Annotated in this window: 15 protein-coding genes; 6 read left to right on the forward strand and 9 right to left on the reverse strand. The window is 70.9% G+C overall.

Features of this window, described 5'->3' with window-relative positions; genetic code table 11:
- Positions 1 to 22: 22 nt before the first annotated feature.
- Together IE318_RS28925 and fumC are read left to right on the forward strand one after the other, a co-directional pair.
- The gene (locus tag IE318_RS28925) at positions 23 to 1,702 is read left to right on the forward strand and encodes an NAD-dependent malic enzyme (protein WP_189905060.1); all 1,680 of its coding nucleotides are present in this window, start codon (positions 23 to 25) and stop codon (positions 1,700 to 1,702) included.
- Positions 1,699 to 3,168, forward strand: a complete 1,470-nt coding sequence (fumC, locus tag IE318_RS28930) for a class II fumarate hydratase (RefSeq protein WP_189905061.1) — start codon at positions 1,699 to 1,701, stop codon at positions 3,166 to 3,168. Before IE318_RS28925 ends, fumC begins: the two co-directional genes overlap by 4 nt.
- A gap of 219 nt (positions 3,169 to 3,387) precedes the next feature.
- Here the strand turns inward: fumC and IE318_RS28935 are convergent, their stop codons facing one another.
- The 3 genes from IE318_RS28935 to IE318_RS28945 form a co-directional block, all read right to left on the reverse strand.
- Entirely contained in the window at positions 3,388 to 5,670 is a 2,283-nt protein-coding gene (locus IE318_RS28935) for an ATP-binding SpoIIE family protein phosphatase (RefSeq protein ID WP_189905064.1), read from the reverse strand.
- A gap of 284 nt (positions 5,671 to 5,954) precedes the next feature.
- Positions 5,955 to 6,101: a hypothetical protein gene (locus IE318_RS28940; protein ID WP_189905066.1), complete on the reverse strand. Its 147-nt coding sequence runs from the start codon at positions 6,099 to 6,101 to the stop codon at positions 5,955 to 5,957.
- A gap of 100 nt (positions 6,102 to 6,201) precedes the next feature.
- Positions 6,202 to 7,710, reverse strand: a complete 1,509-nt coding sequence (locus IE318_RS28945) for an MFS transporter (RefSeq protein WP_189905067.1) — start codon at positions 7,708 to 7,710, stop codon at positions 6,202 to 6,204.
- A gap of 39 nt (positions 7,711 to 7,749) precedes the next feature.
- Here IE318_RS28945 and IE318_RS28950 point away from each other — a divergent pair, with 39 nt between their 5' ends.
- Complete coding sequence (locus IE318_RS28950) at positions 7,750 to 8,166, forward strand: winged helix-turn-helix transcriptional regulator (protein ID WP_030183499.1); 417 nt, start codon at positions 7,750 to 7,752, stop codon at positions 8,164 to 8,166.
- A gap of 334 nt (positions 8,167 to 8,500) precedes the next feature.
- Positions 8,501 to 9,634 (forward strand): MFS transporter, encoded by a 1,134-nt coding sequence (locus IE318_RS28955; protein WP_229903818.1) that lies wholly within the window; start codon positions 8,501 to 8,503, stop codon positions 9,632 to 9,634.
- Between the two features lie 359 nt (positions 9,635 to 9,993).
- On the opposite strand, the gene IE318_RS28960 is transcribed toward IE318_RS28955, so the two are convergent.
- The 3 genes from IE318_RS28960 to IE318_RS28970 all read right to left on the reverse strand — a co-directional run bounded on the left by IE318_RS28960 (position 9,994) and on the right by IE318_RS28970 (position 13,877).
- Positions 9,994 to 11,232, reverse strand: coding sequence for a PP2C family protein-serine/threonine phosphatase (locus IE318_RS28960; protein ID WP_189905071.1), 1,239 nt, complete (start codon positions 11,230 to 11,232; stop codon positions 9,994 to 9,996).
- Positions 11,233 to 11,700: 468 nt separating this feature from the next.
- Positions 11,701 to 12,633 (reverse strand): hypothetical protein, encoded by a 933-nt coding sequence (locus IE318_RS28965; RefSeq protein ID WP_189905073.1) that lies wholly within the window; start codon positions 12,631 to 12,633, stop codon positions 11,701 to 11,703.
- Positions 12,630 to 13,877 carry an MFS transporter gene (locus IE318_RS28970; RefSeq protein WP_229903819.1) on the reverse strand — a complete coding sequence of 416 codons (1,248 nt, stop codon included), beginning with the start codon at positions 13,875 to 13,877 and terminating at the stop codon, positions 12,630 to 12,632. Before IE318_RS28970 ends, IE318_RS28965 begins: the two co-directional genes overlap by 4 nt.
- A 90-nt stretch (positions 13,878 to 13,967) precedes the next feature.
- Between IE318_RS28970 and IE318_RS28975 the strand changes: the two genes are divergently transcribed.
- Positions 13,968 to 14,426, forward strand: a complete 459-nt coding sequence (locus IE318_RS28975; protein WP_189905077.1) for a winged helix-turn-helix transcriptional regulator — start codon at positions 13,968 to 13,970, stop codon at positions 14,424 to 14,426.
- 69 nt (positions 14,427 to 14,495) lie between these two features.
- Here IE318_RS28975 and IE318_RS28980 read toward each other — a convergent pair whose 3' ends face one another.
- Positions 14,496 to 14,729, reverse strand: a complete 234-nt coding sequence (locus tag IE318_RS28980; RefSeq protein WP_229903807.1) for an MmyB family transcriptional regulator — start codon at positions 14,727 to 14,729, stop codon at positions 14,496 to 14,498.
- A 100-nt stretch (positions 14,730 to 14,829) separates the two neighbouring features.
- On the opposite strand from IE318_RS28980, the gene IE318_RS28985 reads away from it, so the two are divergent.
- A complete protein-coding gene (locus IE318_RS28985; RefSeq protein ID WP_189905079.1) occupies positions 14,830 to 15,483 on the forward strand; it encodes an HAD family hydrolase in 654 nt (217 codons plus the stop codon).
- Between the two features lie 168 nt (positions 15,484 to 15,651).
- Here IE318_RS28985 and IE318_RS28990 read toward each other — a convergent pair whose 3' ends face one another.
- Both IE318_RS28990 and IE318_RS28995 read right to left on the reverse strand, forming a co-directional pair.
- On the reverse strand, positions 15,652 to 17,205 hold the full coding sequence (locus IE318_RS28990) for a nitrosuccinate lyase (protein WP_189905081.1): 1,554 nt from the start codon (positions 17,203 to 17,205) through the stop codon (positions 15,652 to 15,654).
- Positions 17,202 to 19,238, reverse strand: coding sequence for an FAD/NAD(P)-binding protein (locus IE318_RS28995; protein ID WP_189905083.1), 2,037 nt, complete (start codon positions 19,236 to 19,238; stop codon positions 17,202 to 17,204). The genes IE318_RS28990 and IE318_RS28995 overlap by 4 nt, the downstream gene beginning before the upstream one ends.
- Positions 19,239 to 19,534: the final 296 nt, after the last annotated feature.

The raw sequence follows: 19,534 nt of genomic DNA on the forward strand, positions 1-19,534 counted from the left end.
GGGACAGACAAGGAGTTTCGGCATGGCAGAGGGCAACGAACACACTCCGGCGACCCCGAAGGTACTGACGGACCCGCTGCGCAACCATGGCGTGGGGTTCACCCAAGCCGAACGCGACGCGTTCGGCCTGACCGGACGACTGCCCGCCGCGGTCCTCACGCTGGACCAGCAGGCACAGCGTGCGTACCGGCAGCTTCAGGCCCAGGGCAGCGACCTCGCCAAGAACGTGTACCTCGAACAACTGCACGACCGCAACGAGAACCTCTACTTCAAGGTGCTCCGGGACCACCTGCCGGAGCTGCTGCCGATCGTCTACGACCCCACGGTGGGCGAGGCGATCGAGCAGTACTCCCACGAGTACCGCCGCCCGAGGGGCGTGTTCCTCTCCATCGACACGCCGGACGACATCGAGAAGGCGTTCGCCACCCTCGAACTCGGCCCGGAGGACGTGGACCTGATCGTCTGCTCCGACGCGGAGGAGATCCTCGGCATCGGCGACTGGGGCGTGGGCGGCGTGCAGATCGCCGTCGGCAAGCTGGCCGTCTACACCGCCGCCGCCGGCATCGACCCCAGCCGTGTCGTGGCCGTCTCCCTGGACGTGGGCACCGACCGAGAGTCGCTGCTGAAGGACCCGCTCTACCTCGGCAACCGCTTCCCGCGCGTACGCGGCGCCGAATACGACGCCTTCATCGAGAAGTACCTGCGCACCGCGTCCTCGCTGTTCCCCCACGCCTTGCTGCACTTCGAGGACTTCGGCCCGAGCAACGCCCGGCGCATCCTGGAGACCTACCGGAACCAGTACCGGATCTTCAACGACGATGTGCAGGGTACTGGCGCGATCACCCTGGCCGCCGTCCTCGCGGCCGTGAAGGTGAGCGGCGTACCGATGCGTGACCAGCGACTGGTCGTCTTCGGCTCGGGCACCGCCGGCGTCGGCATCGCCGACCAGCTCCGCGACGCGATGGTCCGTGACGGCGCGACCGAGGAGCAGGCCACCTCACAGATCTGGCTCATCGACAAGCAGGGGTTGCTCACCAGCGACATGACCGACCTGCGCGACTTCCAGCGGCGCTACGCGCGCGACCCCGGCGACATCGACGGCTGGGCGGTCGACGACAACGGCATCCAGCTCCTGGAGACCGTGCGCCGGGTCAGGCCCACCATCCTGCTGGGCACGTCGACCGTCCGCGGCGCCTTCACGCAGGACGTCATCGAGGCCATGGCCGCCGGTACGGAGCGGCCCATCGTCCTCCCGCTGTCCAACCCGACGTCGCGGATCGAGGCCATGCCCGCCGACGTCGTCGCCTGGACGAAGGGCAAGGCGCTGGTCGCCTCCGGCATCCCCGTGGACCCCGTCGAGTACGGCGGCGTGACCTACCGCATCGGACAGGCCAACAACGCCCTGCTCTACCCCGGACTCGGACTGGGCACCGTCGTCGCGAACGCCTCCCGGGTGACCGACCGCATGCTCCTGGCCGCCGCGCAGGCCGTGGCTGCCCAGGTCGATCCCTCGCGGCCGGGCGCCGCCCTGCTGCCGCCCGTCGAGGACCTGTGGGAGTCGTCCGCCGTCACCGCCACCGCGGTCGTGCGTGCGGCCATCGAAGAAGGCGTCGCCGGCAACCGTCCGTCCGACCCCGCCACCGCCGTCCGTGACCGTATGTGGGAGCCCGGCTACCGGAACAGGGTGGGTGTGATCGCATGACGCCGCGCGACGCCGGCAGCACGGACACCCCACGGGTCCGTGACCTCCCCATCGGCCTGCACGCGACCGGCACCCGGCGCGAGACCGATTCCATGGGCGCCATCGACGTACCCGCCGACCGCTACTGGGGCGCGCAGACCCAGCGGTCCCTGGTCCACTTCTCCATCGGCGACGACCACATGCCGAAGGCGGTCTACCACGCCTACGGCCACGTCAAGAAGGCCGCCGCGATCGTCAACGGTAGCGCCGGCCGCCTGCCCGGCTGGAAGGCCGATCTGATCGAGCGGGTGGCGGACGAGGTCATCGCCGGAAAGCTGGACGACCACTTCCCGCTCTACGTCTGGCAGACGGGGTCGGGCACGCAGTCCAACATGAACACCAACGAGGTGATCAGCAACCGGGCGATCCAACTCGTAGGAGGCGAACTCGGCAGCAAGACGCCGGTCCACCCCAACGACCACGTCAACATGGGGCAGTCCTCCAACGACACCTTCCCGACCGCCATGCACATCGCCGCGGTCAAGGCGGTGCACGAGCGCCTGTTGCCGAGCGTGCGGGCACTCCAGCAGGCCATCGCCGACAAGGCGAAGCAGTGGCGCGACGTGGTGAAGATCGGCCGTACCCACCTTGAGGACGCCGTACCGCTCACCGTCGGCCAGGAGTGGTCCGGCTACGCCCGCCAGTTGGAGCAGGCATGCGAACGGGTCGTCGACTCCTCGGACGGACTGCTCGAACTCGCCATGGGCGGTACCGCGGTCGGCACCGGCCTGAACGCCCCGGACGGCTTCGCCGAGGAGGTCGCCGACGAGATCGCCCGGGCCACCGGGTTCGCCTTCACCACGGCGAAGAACAAGTTCGCCGCGCAAGGCGGTCTCGACGCCATGGTGGGCGCCTCGGCGGGCCTGCGCGCGCTGGCCGTCCCCCTGATGAAGATCGCCAACGACATCCGTTGGCTGGCCTCCGGGCCGCGCTGTGGCCTCAGCGAGCTGGTGCTGCCGGCCAACGAGCCGGGCTCATCGATCATGCCCGGCAAGGTGAACCCGACCCAGTGCGAAGCCATGGTCATGGTGTGCATCCAGGTGCTCTCCGAGGACCAGGCCATCGCCTTCGCGGGTTCGCAGGGCAACTTCGAGCTCAACGCCATGCGACCGGTCATCATCGACAACTTCCTGCACATGGCGAGCATCCTCGCCGACGCCTGCGCCAAGTTCCGCGAGTACTGCATCGAGGGCGCGGAACTCAACTCGGAGCAGGTCGAGGACTACGTCGACCGCTCGCTCATGCTGGTCACCGCGCTGTCGCCGGCCATCGGCTACGACAAGGCCTCCGCCATCGCGCACAAGGCGAACGACGAGGGAACCACCCTGCGCGAGGCCGCGCTGGCCTCCGGCCACGTCAGCGCGGAGGAGTTCGACCGGATCGTGGACCCGGCGGCCATGGTCGGCCTGACACCACATCACGCCTGAGCCGCGACGAGACGACGTCCGCCGCAGTGCACCTGGCCACCCCACCCGGTCCCGGCGCTCGCCGGGACCGGGCAGGGACCCGTATGTCCAGGGCCGCGGCCGTTGACCACCGGCGGCCGGCGCGCTCTGCCGAGTAAGACAACCGGATGGTTCAGATCCGGGGGGTGCGTACTCGGACCGGTGCCCCCGGCCGGTCAGGGCACATGCGCCGCCGTCGGACTACTCCGCGCTGCCGATGCCCTGCCGAGCCCAGACCGTCTTGCCCTGCGCGTGGTACCGGATGCCCCAACCGTCGGCGACGCTCGCGACGATGAAGAGGCCACGACCGCCCTCGTCGATGGTGCGCGCGTGCTTCAGGTGCGGGGCGCTGTCGCCGGCGTCCCGAACCTCGCAGGTCAGACGCTCGTCGAGGATGAGGCGCAGTCGGTACGGCGGTGCGCCGTAGCGAATGGCGTTGGCGACCAGCTCGCTCGCGATGAGTTCCGTGGTGAATGCGTCGTCCGCGCCGATGTCCCACTCGGCGAGCTGTCCGCGCACCGCGGCCCGGACATCCGGGACGGCCGCGAGGTCCTCGGCCAGCGGCACCGTCAGCACGTGGTCGGCGGGCAGTCCTTTGGCGCGTGCCAGGAGCAGCAGCTTCTCGGTCTCGTGGCGGTCCCGAAGCGCGTAGGCGAGCATGTCGCTCACCTCGTCCAGAGGCAGCGCCGTTTCCTGGCGCAGCACGGCGCGCAACCGTGGTTCGCTCTCCAGCAGGTCCTCGTTGCCGACCGCGAGGATGCTGCCGGCCGGCAGCGGGAACTCGGTCGCGGGAAACGGCGCGTGGTCGGTGCCGGCCAGGATCGGCCCTCCCGGCGCGGACACGGCCTCCGCGTCGCCCCCGGGGCGGACCAGGTACGGCTCGGACAGGCCGGCGCGGACGAGGGTGCAGGTGTGGTCGACCGAGTCGTAGACCGCGATCAGGCAGCCGGCGGTCAATGGCTCGCGGTTCAGCGGATCTCCGGCCGGCAGCGCCGCCCGCTCGGAGGCCAGCTGCATGGCGGTGTCACTGAGCCGTGCCATCAATTCGTTCGGCTCCAGGTCCAGCCCGGCCAGTGCGTGAATGACCGTCCTGAGCTGTCCCATCGTGGTCGCGGTGGCGATACCGCGGCCGCCGACGTCGCCGAACACCAATGCGGTCCGGCCGCCGGCCATCTCGATCACGTCGAACCAGGCGCCTCCGCCGCCCGGCCCCGGGATGTGCAGGGACGCCACGTCGAGCGTGGACGGTGCCGAGCTCCGCTGCGGCAGGAGTCTGCGCTTCACCGTCGCGGCGATGGTCCGCTCCCGGGTGAAGCGGCGAGCGTTGTCGATGCACAGGGCCGCATGGGCGCAGAGGTCCGACGCCAACGCGATGTCGTCCTTGTCGAAGGGGGCCTCCTCCCGGTGCCGATAGAAGCTCACCACACCCAGCGCCTGACCGCGCACGGTCAGCGGCGCGACGATCAGGGAGTGTGCGTCCGACTGGGCGATGGCGCTGGCCCGTGCGGGGTCCGCCGACAGCCAGGGGCTGTCCCTTGTCACGGTGATGAGCCGCGGCCGCAGGTCGTTCAGGACGAGGGAGAAGGGCGTGCCCTCCGGCAGCCGCCGCACTTCCCCCACCGTGTGAGCCGACACCAGCCCCTTGAAGGCGGTTCGCCTGAGTGGCATGTCCTGGTCCACCGGAGCCAGCGGAGGCTCCTCGCCCCGGATCACGTCCTCGATGACTTCGACCACCGCGATGCCGGTGAACGCCGGTACGACCGCGTCCACCAGCTCCTGGCACACAGACGTGACTTCGAGCCGCTCGCCGACGGTGGTGCGGACGTCCTCCAGGAGCCTCACCCGGTGCAGTGCCCGTTCCTGCTCGGTCACATCGACCGCCGATGCGACAAGGCCCAGGACTGCGCCGTCCGCCCCTTCAAGGCGCACGTAGGAGAGGGAATAGTGCATGGAGCGGCCTGTGCCGTTCCTCGGCGCGGCCCGCACGACGCGCCGCAGCGCCGGCTCGCCGGTCATGAGGACCCGGCGCGCCACGGCGTGCTCACTCTCAGGGTTCACAAGACCGAGGGCTTCGGGAAAGTTCTGGCCGGCCAGGGCGCCATCCGTCCCTGGCAGAGCTTCGGGCGCGCCGCTCCCGGACCGGCCGATGCGTAGGTCCGCGTCCAGGATGTACAGGTCGATCGGCGAGTGGAGGAACAGCGTCCGCAGGATCGCCAGGTCCCGGGCCGTGGCGCCGTTGCCCTGGCCGTCGCGTACCTCCCAGGTGAGCGAGGCCCCCGAGAGCACAGGCCGTACGGACACGGCGCCCAGAGCCGCCAGCAAGGCCTTGCCTCCCGCGGTGCCGTCACCCCCGCCCGTCAGCTCGGCCACGGTGCGGCCCACGGCCTCCTGCCGCGATCGGCCGAGCAGCTCCCCGGCCCGCGCGGACCACTCGACGATCCGCCCGTCGTCGGCGATTCGCATGAGCACGGCACCGCTGGACATCGCACCACACCTCCGCTCGGTCCGCGCACATGCGTCCCTTCTCATAGTGGGGTATGTGATGGGGCCGCTCACCTCGGTGGGTCGCGCTCAGGAGGATGTACGACTGCATCGCGCAACCCCGCCGACGCCGGACGCCGTGCCGGTGACCCCGGGCGCTCGGCCGGGGACGCTGCGCCACGACGCGCATGACGACCCCCTGCGACCCGAGCGCCGTGTCCGTGGCATTGCCCATCTGCACCACCTTGCGCGCCACGCCTGACCGCACTCGACCGAGCACTGCCCGTTCAGGATTCGGTGGGCAGGAGCTGGACCAGGCCGACCCGGTTCTCCTCGTCCACCTCGGTGTGGGCGGCTCGGACCCTCCAGCGGCCGGCGGGCAGCGGGACCGATGCCTGGGCGGGCATCCCGCCACCGGGATACTCGATGCCCATGTCGAGCCGTCACTCCACGCGGCCGCCTCACAGAAGTGAGCCAGAGCCGGTTCCGGTGAAGCCCGGGAATCTTCCCGGCTCCAGGTGGTGGCGCAGCCGGTCAGTGAGCGGCGTTCTCGGGCACGGGTGTCTCCTCGACCGCTGGGCGTTGCGCTGGGGCGGGGGATCGCAGCAGGGCTGTGGCGAGGAGGAGAGAGACGACGACGAGGCACGCGCCGATGCGGAAGGCGAGTTGGTAGCCGCCTGTGAGTGCCGAGGCGGTGTCGGCCCCGTCACCCAGCAGGGCTTCCGTGTGCGCGTCGGCCAGCGTGCTGAGGACAGCGAGGCCGAAGGCGGCGCCGATCTGCTGCATGGTGTTGAACATGCCGGAGGCGATCCCCGAGTCCTCGGGTGTGGCCGCCGACATGGCCAGTGTGGCCAGAGCCGGCATCGCGAGGCCGAATCCGATGCCGAGCGGCAGCAGTGCGGGCAGGACGTCCACGGCGTAGCTTCCGCCCGCCGGTACGCGGCCGAGCGCGCCGAGACCCGCCGCGATCAGCGCGAGTCCCGGGAGAAGCACGGTACGGGGACCGAAGCGAGCGATGGCCTTGGGCGAGAGACCGAGGGACAGCGCACCGATGGCGACCGAGACCGGGAACACGCCGAGGCCGGTGTGTATTTCGTCGAAACCGAGCACCTTCTGCAGGTAGAGGACGCACAAGAACTGGAAGCTGAACATCCCGGCCACCATGAGAGCCTGGATGCCCATTGCCCCCGAGACGTTGAGTGACCGGAACACACGCAGCGGCAGCAGCGGACGGGTCGCCTTGGCCTGGCGGGCGACGAACGCCAGGAGCAGAGCCAGTGCCACGGCGCCGAAGCTCAGCGTGTGTGCCGAGGCCCAGCCGCGGTCGGTGGTCTCGACGATCGTGTAGACGCCGAGCATCAGCGCGGAGGTGACCAGGAGCGCGCCCAGGACGTCGCTCCCCTTGCCGAGGCCGACACCCTGCTCGGAGGCGAGCATGCGGCCGGCCGACAGAGCGGCCACGATGCCGATCGGGACGTTGACGAAGAAGATCCAGTGCCAGCCGATGCTCTGCGTCAGGGCGCCGCCGGCGAGGAGGCCCAGCGAGCCACCGGCGGACTGGACGAAGCTGTAGACGCCGATGGCCTTGGCCCGCTCCTTCGGCTGCGGGAACAGGGTCACGACCATGCCGAGCGTGACGGCGGAGGTCACCGCGCCGCCGATGCCCTGGACGAACCGGGAGGCGAGCAACATCACCGGGTCCTGGGACACACCGCACAGCAGGGAGGCAGCGGTGAAAATGCCCAGACCCGCGATGAAGACCCTCTTGCGCCCGATGAGGTCGCCGAGCCGTCCGGCGAGCAGCAGCAGGCCGCCGAAGGGGACCAGGTAGGCGTTGACCACCCAGGCCAGGCTGGACGAGGAGAACCCGAGGCTGTGCTGGATGGACGGCAGCGCCACGCTCACGATGGTCCCGTCGAGGATGACCATCAACTGCCCGGCACAGAGCACGGCCAGCGCCGCCCAACGCGATGCCTGTGCTGATGAGTTGGTTGTCCGCACGGGAACCCCTTCCAATGGTGCACGATTTGTTACAGCGCTCATCTTCTGTAACCATGACGCGCAGCGGAAGGAGGCACTTTCATGTCCCACAGTCACACCGATGTGTCCGACCAGGTCAGCAACGAGGCATGCCCGATCACCGAGGTCCTCGACCACGTCGCCGGCAAGTGGAGCATCGGAATCCTCGTCGCCGCAGCACACCGACCCGTCCGGTTCACCGAGTTGGAACGCACCATCACAGGCATCAGCCGACGCATGCTCACCCTGAACCTGCGCAAGCTGGAACGCGACGGCTTGCTCATCCGGACCGTCTACCCCACGGTGCCGCCCAAGGTCGAATACAGCCTCACACCCATGGCCCGCGAACTCCACGCAACCCTCACCGGACTCGTCGGCTGGGCAGAACGCCACCGAGCCGACATCACCACCGCCCGCGCCACCTACGACGCCGCCACCGCATCGGCTCCCGACGCTCACGCGGATCCTGGCAGGCGTTGAGCCATCGCCTACTGGCGGACACTCTTGGGTGCGTCAGCACCCCGGGCTCACGCGGCGTCAGTACGGCACGGTCGCGGCAGGCGTCTCGCGTGGGGTCGTCCGCCGCTCCACGAAGCCGGTCACCGTCCGACCGACGGCCTCGCCTTCGCTCGGATCGCCGGGGCGCACCCGCCCCAGGGCCTACGATTTTCGGTTGCGGCACCTCCGGTGCGTCCGGTGGGGTGAATCCATGGACGGGTCCACGGATCAGGTGCAACGGGCGGCGGCAGGAACAGGCCGTACGCGTACGAGGCAGCCGGCGCCATGGCAGGGGGCGGCGGTGCTCGCGGCCCTCATGCTGGCCGCCTTCACTTTCAACACTGCGGAGAACCTGCCGATCGGCCTGCTGGAGCTCATCTCCGAAAGCCTTCGGGTGCCCCTGTCCGCGGTCGGTCTCCTGGTCACCGGCTACGGCGTGACGGTGGCCGTGGCGTCTGTGCCGCTTGCCCACGTGGTGCGGGCCGCGCCCCGGCGACATGTGCTGACGGGCCTGCTGGCCGCGCTCGTCGTGTCCAGTCTGGTGGCGGCACTGGCGACCTCCTACGGCCTGCTCCTCGTGGCGCGGCTGCTGACCGCGCTCGCCCAGGCACTGTTCTGGGCCGTGATGGGGCCGGTCGCGGTCGGCCTCTTCCCGCCCGAGGTGCGCGGGCGTGTGGTCGGGGCGCTGTCCGTCGCCGGTTCCCTCGCCCTCGTCCTCGGTGTACCCGCCGGGACCTGGCTGGGCCGGCAGAGCGGCTGGCAGGTGCCCGTCGCCGTCCTGGCGGCACTGGGGCTCGTCTCCCTGGTGACCATCGCCGTTCTGCTGCCGACCTCTCATCCGGAGGAAGAGCCCGCCGCCTACGGAACCGGTCCCGACGCCCGCCGGTTCGGGACCGTACTGGCGGCCGGGACCCTGTCCGCTGCCGGGGCGTTCGCGGGCTACACGTACATCGTGAAGTTTCTGGGCGACGTGAGCGGGTTCTCCCCGAACACGGTCAGCGTCCTGTTCGTAGCTTTCGGTGTGGCGTGTCTGACGGGGGTGAGCATCACCGGGGCGTTTGTGGACCGCTTTCCGCGCGCCGCACTGGCCACTGCCGTAGCCACGCAGGCGGTGGGCATGCTCGGCCTGTACGCGGCCGGCACCGATCCCGCGGCGGCGGTGCTGTTCTTGCTGCTGATGGGCGGTGCGCTCGGGCCGGTGTTCATGACCACCCAGAACGAGATGTTGCGTTGCGCACCGGGGCGCACGGACATCGCACTCGCGGCGAACTCCGGTTCCTACAACGCCGGTATCGCGGCGGGCGCCGGGCTCGGGGGACTGGTCCTTCCGCTCGTCGACGTGCGGGGCACCTTCCTTGCCGGCGGACTGATGACCGTCGGGGCCTGCGCCGTGCTGCTCGGCGGGCGACTGCTGCCCGGGCGCGGCGTTCAAAAGCCATGCCCGCATTAGCAGCGTGGTACAGGCAATCCGCGCCACTTGGCCGACAGCCCGGGAGGTTGCCGGCGCACGCCCGCACGTCCTCCGGCGTGCTCTCGGCTGCCGGTCACCTCCGGCCGGTCATGGCGCTCACTACATCCGCTCGCTCGGCCTGAACTGTCCGGTGTCTGAGGCCACACACGCATCGACGATGGTTTCCTCACCGGCGGCTGATCCGTCCAGGCAGAGCCGGCCACCCTTGACGCGCAGGTCGAGAAAGAACCGCGTGGCTGCGCCGGACACCCCCTAGGTGTGCTGACCGGACAGGTTGGTGACGCGGAGGGCGTACCTTCCTGATCGACGAGATCGTCCGCGAGGCTGCCCGGAAAGCGTTACAGGCGGATGACGACCAGGGCGATGTCGTCGCGGGCGCCGCTGGTGACGCCGAGGCGGGCCGGCAGGGCCTCCGCGATCTGGCCGGGGGCGAGGGCCCTGCTCTGGGCGAGGACCGAGATCAGGCGGGCCAGACCGGTGTCGATGTCTTCGTCGTGGCGTTCGATGAGCCCGTCGGTGTAGAGCACCAGGGTGTCGCCCGGCGTGTAGGGCAGGCCGGCCTGAGGGCGGGGGACGTGGTAGGGGCGGGCCCCGAGCGGGGGATCGGTGGCCTGGTCCAGCAGCTCGCAGGTTCCGTCGCGGTGGACCAGGACGGGGGGAAGGTGTCCGGCACTGCTGTAGATGATCAGTCTGCTGCGGGTGTCGATGAGTACCTTGACCGCGGTCGCAGCCGTCGCGCCCTCGATGGAGCGGGCGTACAGGCCGAGGACTTCCAGGGCCTGGGCGGGGCTCGGGATGGCCCGGATGGCCGCGCTCAGGGCACTGCGGAGCATCCCCATGACGGCTGCGGCCGGCAGGCCGTGGCCGACGACGTCTCCGACCGCCACGGCGTAGCGGTCGGGCGGCAGATCGACGACGTCATACCAGTCACCGCACACGTTGAGCGATGTCGTCGCGGGCAGGTACAGCACGGCGATGTTGTCGTCGTGCCGGTTCAGGTCGGGGGCCTGGAGCATGGCTTCCTGCAGAGCGATGCCCACCTGGCGTTCGCGCGCGTGGGCCTGGCGCAGCTCCTCGTTCAGCCGCTGCAGCTCGCGGGCCCGCACGTAGAGCTCGGCTGCCAAGCCCTTTTCCCGCTCGGTGAACTCCTCGGTGAGCTGACGCGCCCAGCGTGAATGAATGATGGCGGTGACGTCCTCGGACCGTTGCACGATCCATGCCACCGTGCCGTCCGGTCCGGGGATCGGGGTGTGGATGTTGGACCACCACCGCTCCTCGAACCCGCTGAGCTGGTCGGGGGCGCAGATGTCGTACCGCTGCAATACCAGGGTGTCGGGGGCCTTGGTGTCCAGGACGCGATGCAGCGACGCCTTGAGGTTGTGTTCCGCGTCGCAGGGGATGCCAGGATTTTCCGGCAGGGCGTCGAAGAAGTACTTCCCGATCAGCTCTTCCCCGGTCCGCCTCGTGGCCTGCAGGTATGCGCGGTTCGCGTAGCGGATCACCAGGTCCGTGTCCAGTACCAGGTACGGGCTTGGGGTGGCGTCGAAGAAGGCCGTGAAGTTGATGTCCGCTGTCATGGCGCGCTCTCTTCGGTCCATGAGCGCGACTTGCCGTCGGCGAGTACGCCCGCGCGAGCCGCGGCCCGCGGCCCTGGCCGCGCGTAGCGACTGCCCTCTTTCCCATCCTGCCGCCTGGGCCGCTGACCTGCACCACACGGGCTCAGGCTGCGCGACGCCGTGACCAGCTGTGGCCGGGGCTGGGCGCGGGCACGCAGTGGTCGAGGCGGACGGATGAGGCGGGTTTCCCTCGTCCAGGCCGCATCCGTCGTTCGCGGCCTGGAAGCACTCCCCGATCGCCCAGCGGCTGCCGGCGATCCGGGCGGCTCGCAGATCTCGATGCCGGCGGGTGCGCGGCGGCCGCAAGACCCTCTCCGGCTCCGCCATTCGATGCCGAGCGCTGTCCCGCGCCGAGAGTTCCGGGCAGGCTTCGGCTGCCGGCCCGGCGCTGCCGTGTGTCCTGACGCCGTGGACAAGCCGTCCGCGGCGTCACGACACGCGCTCGCCATGGCGAGATCCGAAAGGCGCGGCCTGGTCACGGCGTTGCAGGATGTAGAGGTCCCAGCTGTCGGGGTCGCCGATGTAGACGAACAGCTTCGGGTGCTCGCGGGTTCCGAACACCTCCCAGGTGTCCCATGGACAGTCGGCGACGGTCACAGCCACCTTCTGGGACCATGGCCCGGTGCCCGGGTCGTACTCCCAGGTACCGGTGCCGGTGCATTCGTGCGCCACCGGTTCGAAGGAGTCGTCGAGGTCGAACGTCTTGACGCGGGTCGCCGTGGCCTTGCCATCTGCCGTGAGGGTGAGCGTGCCGCCTCTGCCGTCGGACCACGTCCCGGCGACCTGTTCCGCGCTCAGCCGCGGAGGTTCGTAGCCGATGCCGACGCTCAGGGCGATGCCCGCGAGCGTGCCGGTGGTGACGACAGCGAGCGTCCCGTACAGCGCCACCCGCCCGAACATCGCGGCGCCGGAGAGCCACGGGCGGTCCGGCAGCAGCAGCCTGCGGGAGACCAGCGCCGTGGCGGTGAGCGCCGCCGTCACCGCGAGCCATATGCCGAGGCCCGCCAGGAAACCGGTCTCCACGAGCTCCGCCACGGCCAGGGCCAACGGGGCTGTTCCGGCGGCCGCCAGTGCCGGGATCGACCACCACCTCTCGTGGCCCGAGAGCCGGCGGCCGAGCCATCCGGCCGCAACCAGCAGCGGTATCACCAGGGCGACCGACAGCACGGCGAAGAGGGCAGCTCCCGCTGCCGCGAGGAACGGCGCCACCAGGATCAGGAAGACGACACCCATGGCGTTGTAGGGAAGGTCTGGGCTCTCCTGGGTCTGCCCCCACACGACGAGCGCGATCGCACCGATCACAGCTTCGACGAACAGCATCGACACCGAAGCCGTCAGCACCGCGCCGAATCTGTCCCTCACCCGGACCTGCGTCTGTACCGGCTCCCGCATTTTTGAACGCATTCAAATCCCCTCCGTCCCGCATCCTCCTCCATGCGGGGTGGGCCTCCGCAACCGGGGCCCTGGTGGGCGTTTGCCGCCCAGACGGTGAGCGCGCAGGCCGCGAAGGCTGCGCCGAGGACGCTGGAGCCGGTCCATCCGGCGTCTGCGAACACGGTGGTCGTGGTGGTGGCGCCTAGGGCGGAGCCGAGGGCGTAGAAGATCATGTAGCCGCCGATGGCGCTGCTGGTGTGGTGCGGGTGGGTCATGGTGAGCAGGTGCTGGTTGCTCACATGCACGGCTTGCACGGCGAAGTCGAGCACGACCACGCCGATGACGACGGGCCACAGCGACCATGAAGTCTGCCCGATGGCCAGCCATGAGGTGGCGAGGAGCGCGAGTGCTCCGCCGGTGACGGCGCTCGCGAACCCGGCATCGGCCCAGCGTCCTGCCCGGGCGGCGCCGAGTGCGCCGGCCAGTCCGGCGAGGCCGAACAGGCCGATCTGCGCCGTGTCCAGATGCCACGGAGCGGCCGCGAGCGGTAGCGCCAGGCCGCTCCACAGCGTGCTGAAGGAGGCGAACAGGAAGAACGCGATCAGCCCGCGCGAGACGAACAGGCGCTCGCGGAACAATCCGCCCAGCGACGTCAGCACCTGTCGATACGGAGCGTGGTCGGTGCGCGGGTCGGGTGGCAGGGTTCTCAGGACGAGGCATGCCAGCGTCACCAGGAGCACGGCGAGCACGACGTACACGCTGCGCCAGCTCCAGGCCGTGGCCAGGGCGCCGGCCGCGACGCGTGCGCCGAGAATGCCGACGACGACACCGGAGGTCACCACACCGAGGTTCCGGCCGCGTTCCTCGGGCGTGGACAAGGCTGCGGCGTAGGCGACCGTCGTCTGGACGACGGTCGCGAACAGGCCGGCGACGGCCAGCCCGACCAGCAGAACCCAGGCCCGGGCAGCTGTCGCGGCCAGCACCGCAGCAACCCCGGTCAGCAGGAGATGCCCCGATATGAGCTTGCGCCGGTCGATCATGTCGCCCAGCGGGACGAGAACGGCCAGCCCTGCCAGATAGCCGAGCTGCCCGGCCGCGACGATCCGTCCCAGGTGGGCGTCCGGCACGCCCAGGTCGGTTCCGATCTGGGCGAGAACGGGCTGGGCGGCGTAGAGGCTCGCGACGGCGACCGCGCAGACCGCGGCGAACAGCGTCCTTCGGCCCGTGGTCATGCTCATGCTCTCCCTCGGTCAGTAGCAGATCGCAACCAATTCCAGAGTACGGCAGAATGGTTTCAATCAGCTACTCATCGGGGAGGCGTGATGACCCAGACCGTGATCAGGGCCGAGGGTGTCGCCTGGACCGACCCGACCTGTCCCGTGGCACGAACGCTCGACCTGATCGGGGACCGCTGGAGCCTGCTCATCGTCCGCGACGCCATGGACGGCGCGCGAGCCTTCACCGACTTCCAGCAGCGCACCGGGATCGCCCGCAACATCCTCACCGACCGGCTCCGTCGTCTCGTCGACCGTGGCATCCTCGCCCGGCAGACCGCGCCATCGGGCAGGCGGCAGCTCTACACCCTCACCCCGGCCGGTCGCGATCTGTTCACCGTCATCGTGGCCCTGCGACAGTGGGGCGAACGTCATGCCTTCGCCGCCGGCGAAGACCACTCCCTCCTCGTCGACGGACACGGTCTCCCACTGCCGCAGCTCCAGCCGATCGACTCAGGCGGCAACCTCGCCGACGTCGACACAACCTCCGTGCGACAAGACCGCTGATGCCGCCGGCCCGATCCCGGCGCCCATGAACATGGCCGAACCCGGGAGGCGACCGGCCAGTTCTTGTGATCAGCCGTTGCCCGACCGGTCGTTGCCCGACCGGTCGTTCCCTGACCGGTCCCTCCTGGAGGGGACGACGGCGCCGGTGCTCGCCCAGCCGGCGAGGAGACCGAGGGCCTCCCGCTCTCGCGAATCCGGTTCGGGGGTGCAGAAGTTGAGGCGGAGGCCGGGGCCGGACGGCAGGCCCATCGCCTCGTAGGGCTGGGCGAGGTCGCCGACGAGCGGATGATGCAGGTGCTTCACGCCCGAGCACTCGTTCACCTGGTCCGCTCCGGCTGGTCGAACGCCCTGACAGCCGCACAGCCGCACAGCCGCCTGTCTCATGAGGTCCTATGCTGCCGGGATGATCAAGCCCATTGAACTCGTGATATTCGACTGCGACGGCGTACTGGTCGACAGCGAGCGCATCGCCGCACGCGTGCAGGTCGCCCTCGGAGCTCAGTTGGGCTGGCCGCTGACCGAGGAAGAGGTCGTGGACCGGTTCATCGGGCGCTCACACGCGGCCATCCGTGAACAGGTCGCGGCCCAGCTCGGCGAGGACACGGCGGCGACCTGGTCGGAGCGGTTCGAGCAGCTTCACCGCGAGGCCGTCGACGCCGAGCTCGCCCCCGTCGACGGCCTACCGGAAGCCCTGGACGCACTCACCTTGCCGACCTGCGTCGCCTCCAGCGGCACCCACGACAAGATGCGCCACACCCTCGGCCGCACCGGACTGTACGAACACTTCGCGGGCCGCATCTACAGCGCCACTGAGGTCTCCCACGGCAAACCCGCTCCGGACCTGTTCCTGCACGCCGCCCGACAGATGGGCGTCGATCCCGCAGCCTGCGTGGTGGTGGAGGACAGCCGGCCCGGCGTCCGCGCTGCCCGCGCCGCTGGTATGCGGTCCTTCGGCTATGCCGGCGGACTGACCCCGGCCGAACGCCTCGAAGGCCGCGACACCACCATCTTCTACGACATGCGCGAACTCCCGACACTCATCGCGGGACGGCGCTGAACTTGAACGAGTGATGCCGGGACGCTCCTCGGAGGTCGGCAGGCGGCACGTAATAGTGCCCGACCATCCTTCCGCGGCCGGCTGATCACCCAAGGCCATGCGGCACTTCGAGCAGGTCGTCGCAGATGCCGACCATCTCAAGAAGCGCCGTCATCGTGTCCACGCCGCTCATTTCGCTCCCGGGTGAGGATGGGCCGGGCCCGGGTGTCGGTGTGTTGAGGTGGTTCGGTCACCGCTCAGCGCCCGGTCGACCAAGGCGCCGGCCGCGCCCGTGTAGCCGGCTGCGTCCAGCAGTGCGGCTGCCTCGCCAGGGGTGAACAGGCCGTGCAGGGAGGGTAGTTCGGTGAGCACCTCGGCCAGCGGCCGGGAGGTCTCGGCGGCCAGCAGGGACGCCTGGGCCAGCACTTCCTTGGCCGCCGCCTTGCCCAGCCGGGGAGCCAGTACGGCGGAGACCCGTTCGGAGGCGACCTGGCCGCCGGTCGCCTCCAGGTTGGCGCGCATCCGGTCCGGATGGATGGTGAGCCCCCGGGCCAGCTCCACGGCGGTGTGGGCGGCGCCGCCGGTGAGCCGCAGACACTCCCGCAGCGGGAGCCACTCGGTGTGCCAAACGCCCGCCGACCGCTCGTCCTCGGCGACCAGACACTGCGTCAGGATCGAGGCCAGCGCAGGCACTTGCAGTGCGGCGGAGCGGATCAGCGTGGCCAGGACCGGGTTGCGCTTGTGTGGCATCGCCGAGGACACCCCGCGGCCCGCCACCTGCGGTTCGGCCACCTCGCCGACCTCGGTGCGGGCCAGCACCAGCACGTCGGCGGCGATCTTGCCAAGCGCACCCGCGGTGTGCGCGAGGGCGGCGCCCAGGTCGGCGATCGGGGTGCGCAGCGCGTGCCAGGGCAGCAGGGGCTCGGCCAGCTGCGTCTCCCGGGCGAAGGCAGTGGTGAGTTCGGCGACGAGGGTGTGCGCGTCGGTGTCCTCACCGGCGTACTGGAGGTAGCCCGCGAGGGTGCCGGCGGCGCCGCCCAGGGACACCGGAAGCCGGTCGGCCACCTGCTCCAGGCGGAGGGCCGACTCCAGTACGAGCTGCCGCCAGCCGGCCGCCTTGAGCCCGAACGTGGTCGGCACGGCGTGCAGGGCGAGGGTACGGCCGGCCATCACGGTGTCGCGGTGCTCGGCGGCCAGCGTCGTGAGCGCGGCCGCGGTGGTCCGCAGGTCGCCGATGACGATCCGCAGCGCCCGCCGGGCCACCAGCATCGCTCCGGTGTCGAGGATGTCCTGGCTCGTGGAGCCGCGGTGGACGTACTCCACTGCCTCCGGGGCGTCCTCGGCCACCACCGCGGTCAGCGCCTTGATCATGCCGACGACCGGGTTGGCGGTCTCCCGAGCGGCCCGCGCCAGCGGCACCAGGTCCAGGCGCTCGGCACGGGCGGCCGCGGTGATGGCTGCGGCGACTTCCGCGGGTACGGTGCCGCAGCGCGCCTGCGCCCTGGCGAGCGCCGCCTCCGCGTCCAACATGGCCTGCAGCCAGGCGGTGTCGCCGACCGCCGGCTCTATGGGGGTGCCCGCCCTTACGGGGGAGAGGAGGCCGGCGTCCAGGTCGGGTGGGGGGAAGAGGTGGGCGCCGGTGCCGGGTGCGAGGCCGGTTCCAGGCTCCGAGTCGTTGTCGGCCGCGCCGTTGCCCGTGGTGCCGTTGCCCGTGCTCGTCCTGGAGAGATGAGTGGCCGTCATGCAGCTGCCCTCGTCGGGGTGTCGTCGTCCTGTGTGGGGCGGTCGGGGTGGATGACCGGGGTCGCAGTGGCCGGCACGGGGGTGGGGGCCGGGGCGGTTGCCGGCTGCGGGAGGGACAGCGCGGCGGCCGCTATGGCGTCGGAGTCCTCCAGCGTCACCGAGCCGACGCCGGGGCGGATGCCGGCCGCGGTGACCCAGTGCACGGACTCGGTGGGGACACCGTAGGCGAAGCGCCGGGGATGCGGCTCGCTCCGGGCGTCCACGAGGTGGTACGGACGCTCGGTGACGGCGAGACCGCCGGTCTCGTAGGGGGCGCCGGCCCGGCCGGGGATGCTAAAGGGGCGGCACTGGCCGGTGCGGAGCAGGTGCCGCAGCAGGGGGTCCGCGGTGCGCCGCAGGTCGATCTCCGGCAGCCGGCTGTCGATCAGCGTCGTGGCCCGGACCAGCACGCCGGGAATGTCGCTCGTACCGGTGAACCGGGCGCCTTCGGGGCCGTCCTCCTCGGTGCCGGCCCGCATCCCGGGGCCGAGGACCTCCAGGACGCCCGCGTCGATCAGAGCGGCCATCTCCTCGATGCGGGAGGCCGGCGGCCCGATGGACAGGTAGGCGTTGAGCGGTGTGTACCAGCCGTCCAGCTCGTCCCGGTGGGAGTCGCCGTCCAGGCCACCGTGGTCGACGGCCAGGCGGACCTCGTTGCGCAGGTCGCGCAGGACGTCCAGGGCCGCTTTGAGCGGGCCGGAGACGTTGCCCTGGCGGGCGTGGCGGACGTCGTCGTCGAGGTAGCCGCGCAGCCAGGCGCGGAAGTCGGCCAGGTCGGCGAAGCGCCGGTTGCCGTACGGCCTGGCGATCCGCTCCCAGTCCCAGCGTTCGGCCGCGGCCACGCCGGCCTCGGCCAGCAGCCGGTTCCGCCACGGACCGGGCTCGGTGCGCAGGTACCGGGCGGCGAAGACCGCGGCAGAGCCGGGGCCTTGGCGGGGGGCGAGCAGCGCCTCGTAGTAGACGCTCTCCACTTCCCTCGCGATCAGCGGCCACAGGTCGGTGCCGAACCGGATCGGTCCGCGACCCGGAGCCCGCAGGGCCGCGATGTGCCCGGCGGTCAGCAGCCGGGGCAGGTAGCGGCCGTGGGCGCCCTTCTCGTTCTCACCGCGCGCCTGATACGGCACACCGCGGCGGGAACCGGCGTACAGGCGCGGTTCGCGACCGGAGGGACGGTAGACCAGGCGGCCGTCGACGCGCTGGAAGACGCCGCCGCGGGCACGCGTGAACAGGGCCATGTAGTCGAAGAAGTTCAGGCCGAGACCGCGCAGCAGCACGCTCTCGCCGCACGCGATGGCGTCGAGGTCGGCATCGGCCGGGTTCGCGGGGGCGAGGTAGACCAGGCCGTGCCGGGCGGCGAAGCCGGACAGTTCCCGCTCGGCGGGGCCGGGTACGACGGGCAGGTGACCCTGCGCCAGCACGACCGCGGAGAGCCCGGCCAGCCGGGTTCCGTCGGCCAGGAGCACGGTCTGGGGTCCGCGCGCGCCGAGCGTGTCGTCCCCGTCGTCCAGCGCGACCGCCCGCTGGGCGTGCACCCGTACCGTCACATGCGCGGCCGCGTTCGCGGTGACCTGCTGGAACACCCAGCCCAGGTATGCGCCGTACAGGGCACGGGTGGGATAGGTGTCCGGGCCCAGGTCGCGGGCCTCGGCGAGTGTCTCGTCGGCGCAGGAGGTGCCGTCGGCCGGGGTGAGCGCGGTCGGGCCGAGCGCCTTGGCCCACTGGTAGAGACTCGGGCCCTCCTCCAGGGGGCCCTCGATGCCGACGCTGGCGTCGGTGTAGACCGTCACCTGGGAGGCGACGGTGTTCATCAGCAGGTGCCGGGACTGGGAGGGCCGCCACACCTGGCCCGAGCCGGGCGGGCCCGGGTCGACCACGTGGACGGTGAGGTGATCCCAGCGAGGGGACTTGCGCTCCTGGGCGCACAACCGCTCCAGCACGGACAGCCCGCGCGGGCCGGCGCCGACGAGGCACACTTCGATACGTCCGCTGCTCACAAGGACACTCCGCTCGGCGTACGGGGGTGACGGGCCGACGGGGCGGCACCAACGGTGAGGCGGGCACGCCGGGCGTCGCCCCTGGGGAGCTGAGTGGATTCCCGGAGTTCCGGACAGAAGGAGACGGCCGCCGTCGCCGGCAGCCCCGCCGGTGGGTCGGCGCACCGACCGTCCCACACACCTTCGCGCATACCGTCCACAGCGCCTCCTCCGTCCGCCACCGTGGGCCGGTGCGCTCGACCGGAGCTCGGATCCGGCTAGTGCTGTGACCGCAGTCGTGTGGGTAGACGACCGAT

The organism is Streptomyces spiralis (assembly GCF_014654675.1).
Classification (GTDB): Bacteria; Actinomycetota; Actinomycetes; order Streptomycetales; family Streptomycetaceae; genus Streptomyces; species Streptomyces spiralis.

Bases quoted from the DNA above. Each gene is read 5' to 3' on its own strand.
- IE318_RS28950 (WP_030183499.1), top strand. From the start codon at position 7,750: ATGTCCCACAGTCACACCGATGTGTCCGACCAGGTCAGCAACGAGGCA.
- IE318_RS28985 (WP_189905079.1), top strand. From the start codon at position 14,830: ATGATCAAGCCCATTGAACTCGTGATATTCGACTGCGACGGCGTACTG.
- IE318_RS28960 (WP_189905071.1), bottom strand. From the start codon at position 11,232: ATGACAGCGGACATCAACTTCACGGCCTTCTTCGACGCCACCCCAAGC.
- IE318_RS28990 (WP_189905081.1), bottom strand. From the start codon at position 17,205: ATGACGGCCACTCATCTCTCCAGGACGAGCACGGGCAACGGCACCACG.
- IE318_RS28940 (WP_189905066.1), bottom strand. From the start codon at position 6,101: ATGGGCATCGAGTATCCCGGTGGCGGGATGCCCGCCCAGGCATCGGTC.
- IE318_RS28975 (WP_189905077.1), top strand. From the start codon at position 13,968: ATGACCCAGACCGTGATCAGGGCCGAGGGTGTCGCCTGGACCGACCCG.
- IE318_RS28945 (WP_189905067.1), bottom strand. From the start codon at position 7,710: ATGAGCGCTGTAACAAATCGTGCACCATTGGAAGGGGTTCCCGTGCGG.
- IE318_RS28925 (WP_189905060.1), top strand. From the start codon at position 23: ATGGCAGAGGGCAACGAACACACTCCGGCGACCCCGAAGGTACTGACG.
- fumC (WP_189905061.1), top strand. From the start codon at position 1,699: ATGACGCCGCGCGACGCCGGCAGCACGGACACCCCACGGGTCCGTGAC.
- IE318_RS28955 (WP_229903818.1), top strand. From the start codon at position 8,501: ATGCTGGCCGCCTTCACTTTCAACACTGCGGAGAACCTGCCGATCGGC.
- IE318_RS28970 (WP_229903819.1), bottom strand. From the start codon at position 13,877: ATGACCACGGGCCGAAGGACGCTGTTCGCCGCGGTCTGCGCGGTCGCC.
- IE318_RS28935 (WP_189905064.1), bottom strand. From the start codon at position 5,670: ATGTCCAGCGGTGCCGTGCTCATGCGAATCGCCGACGACGGGCGGATC.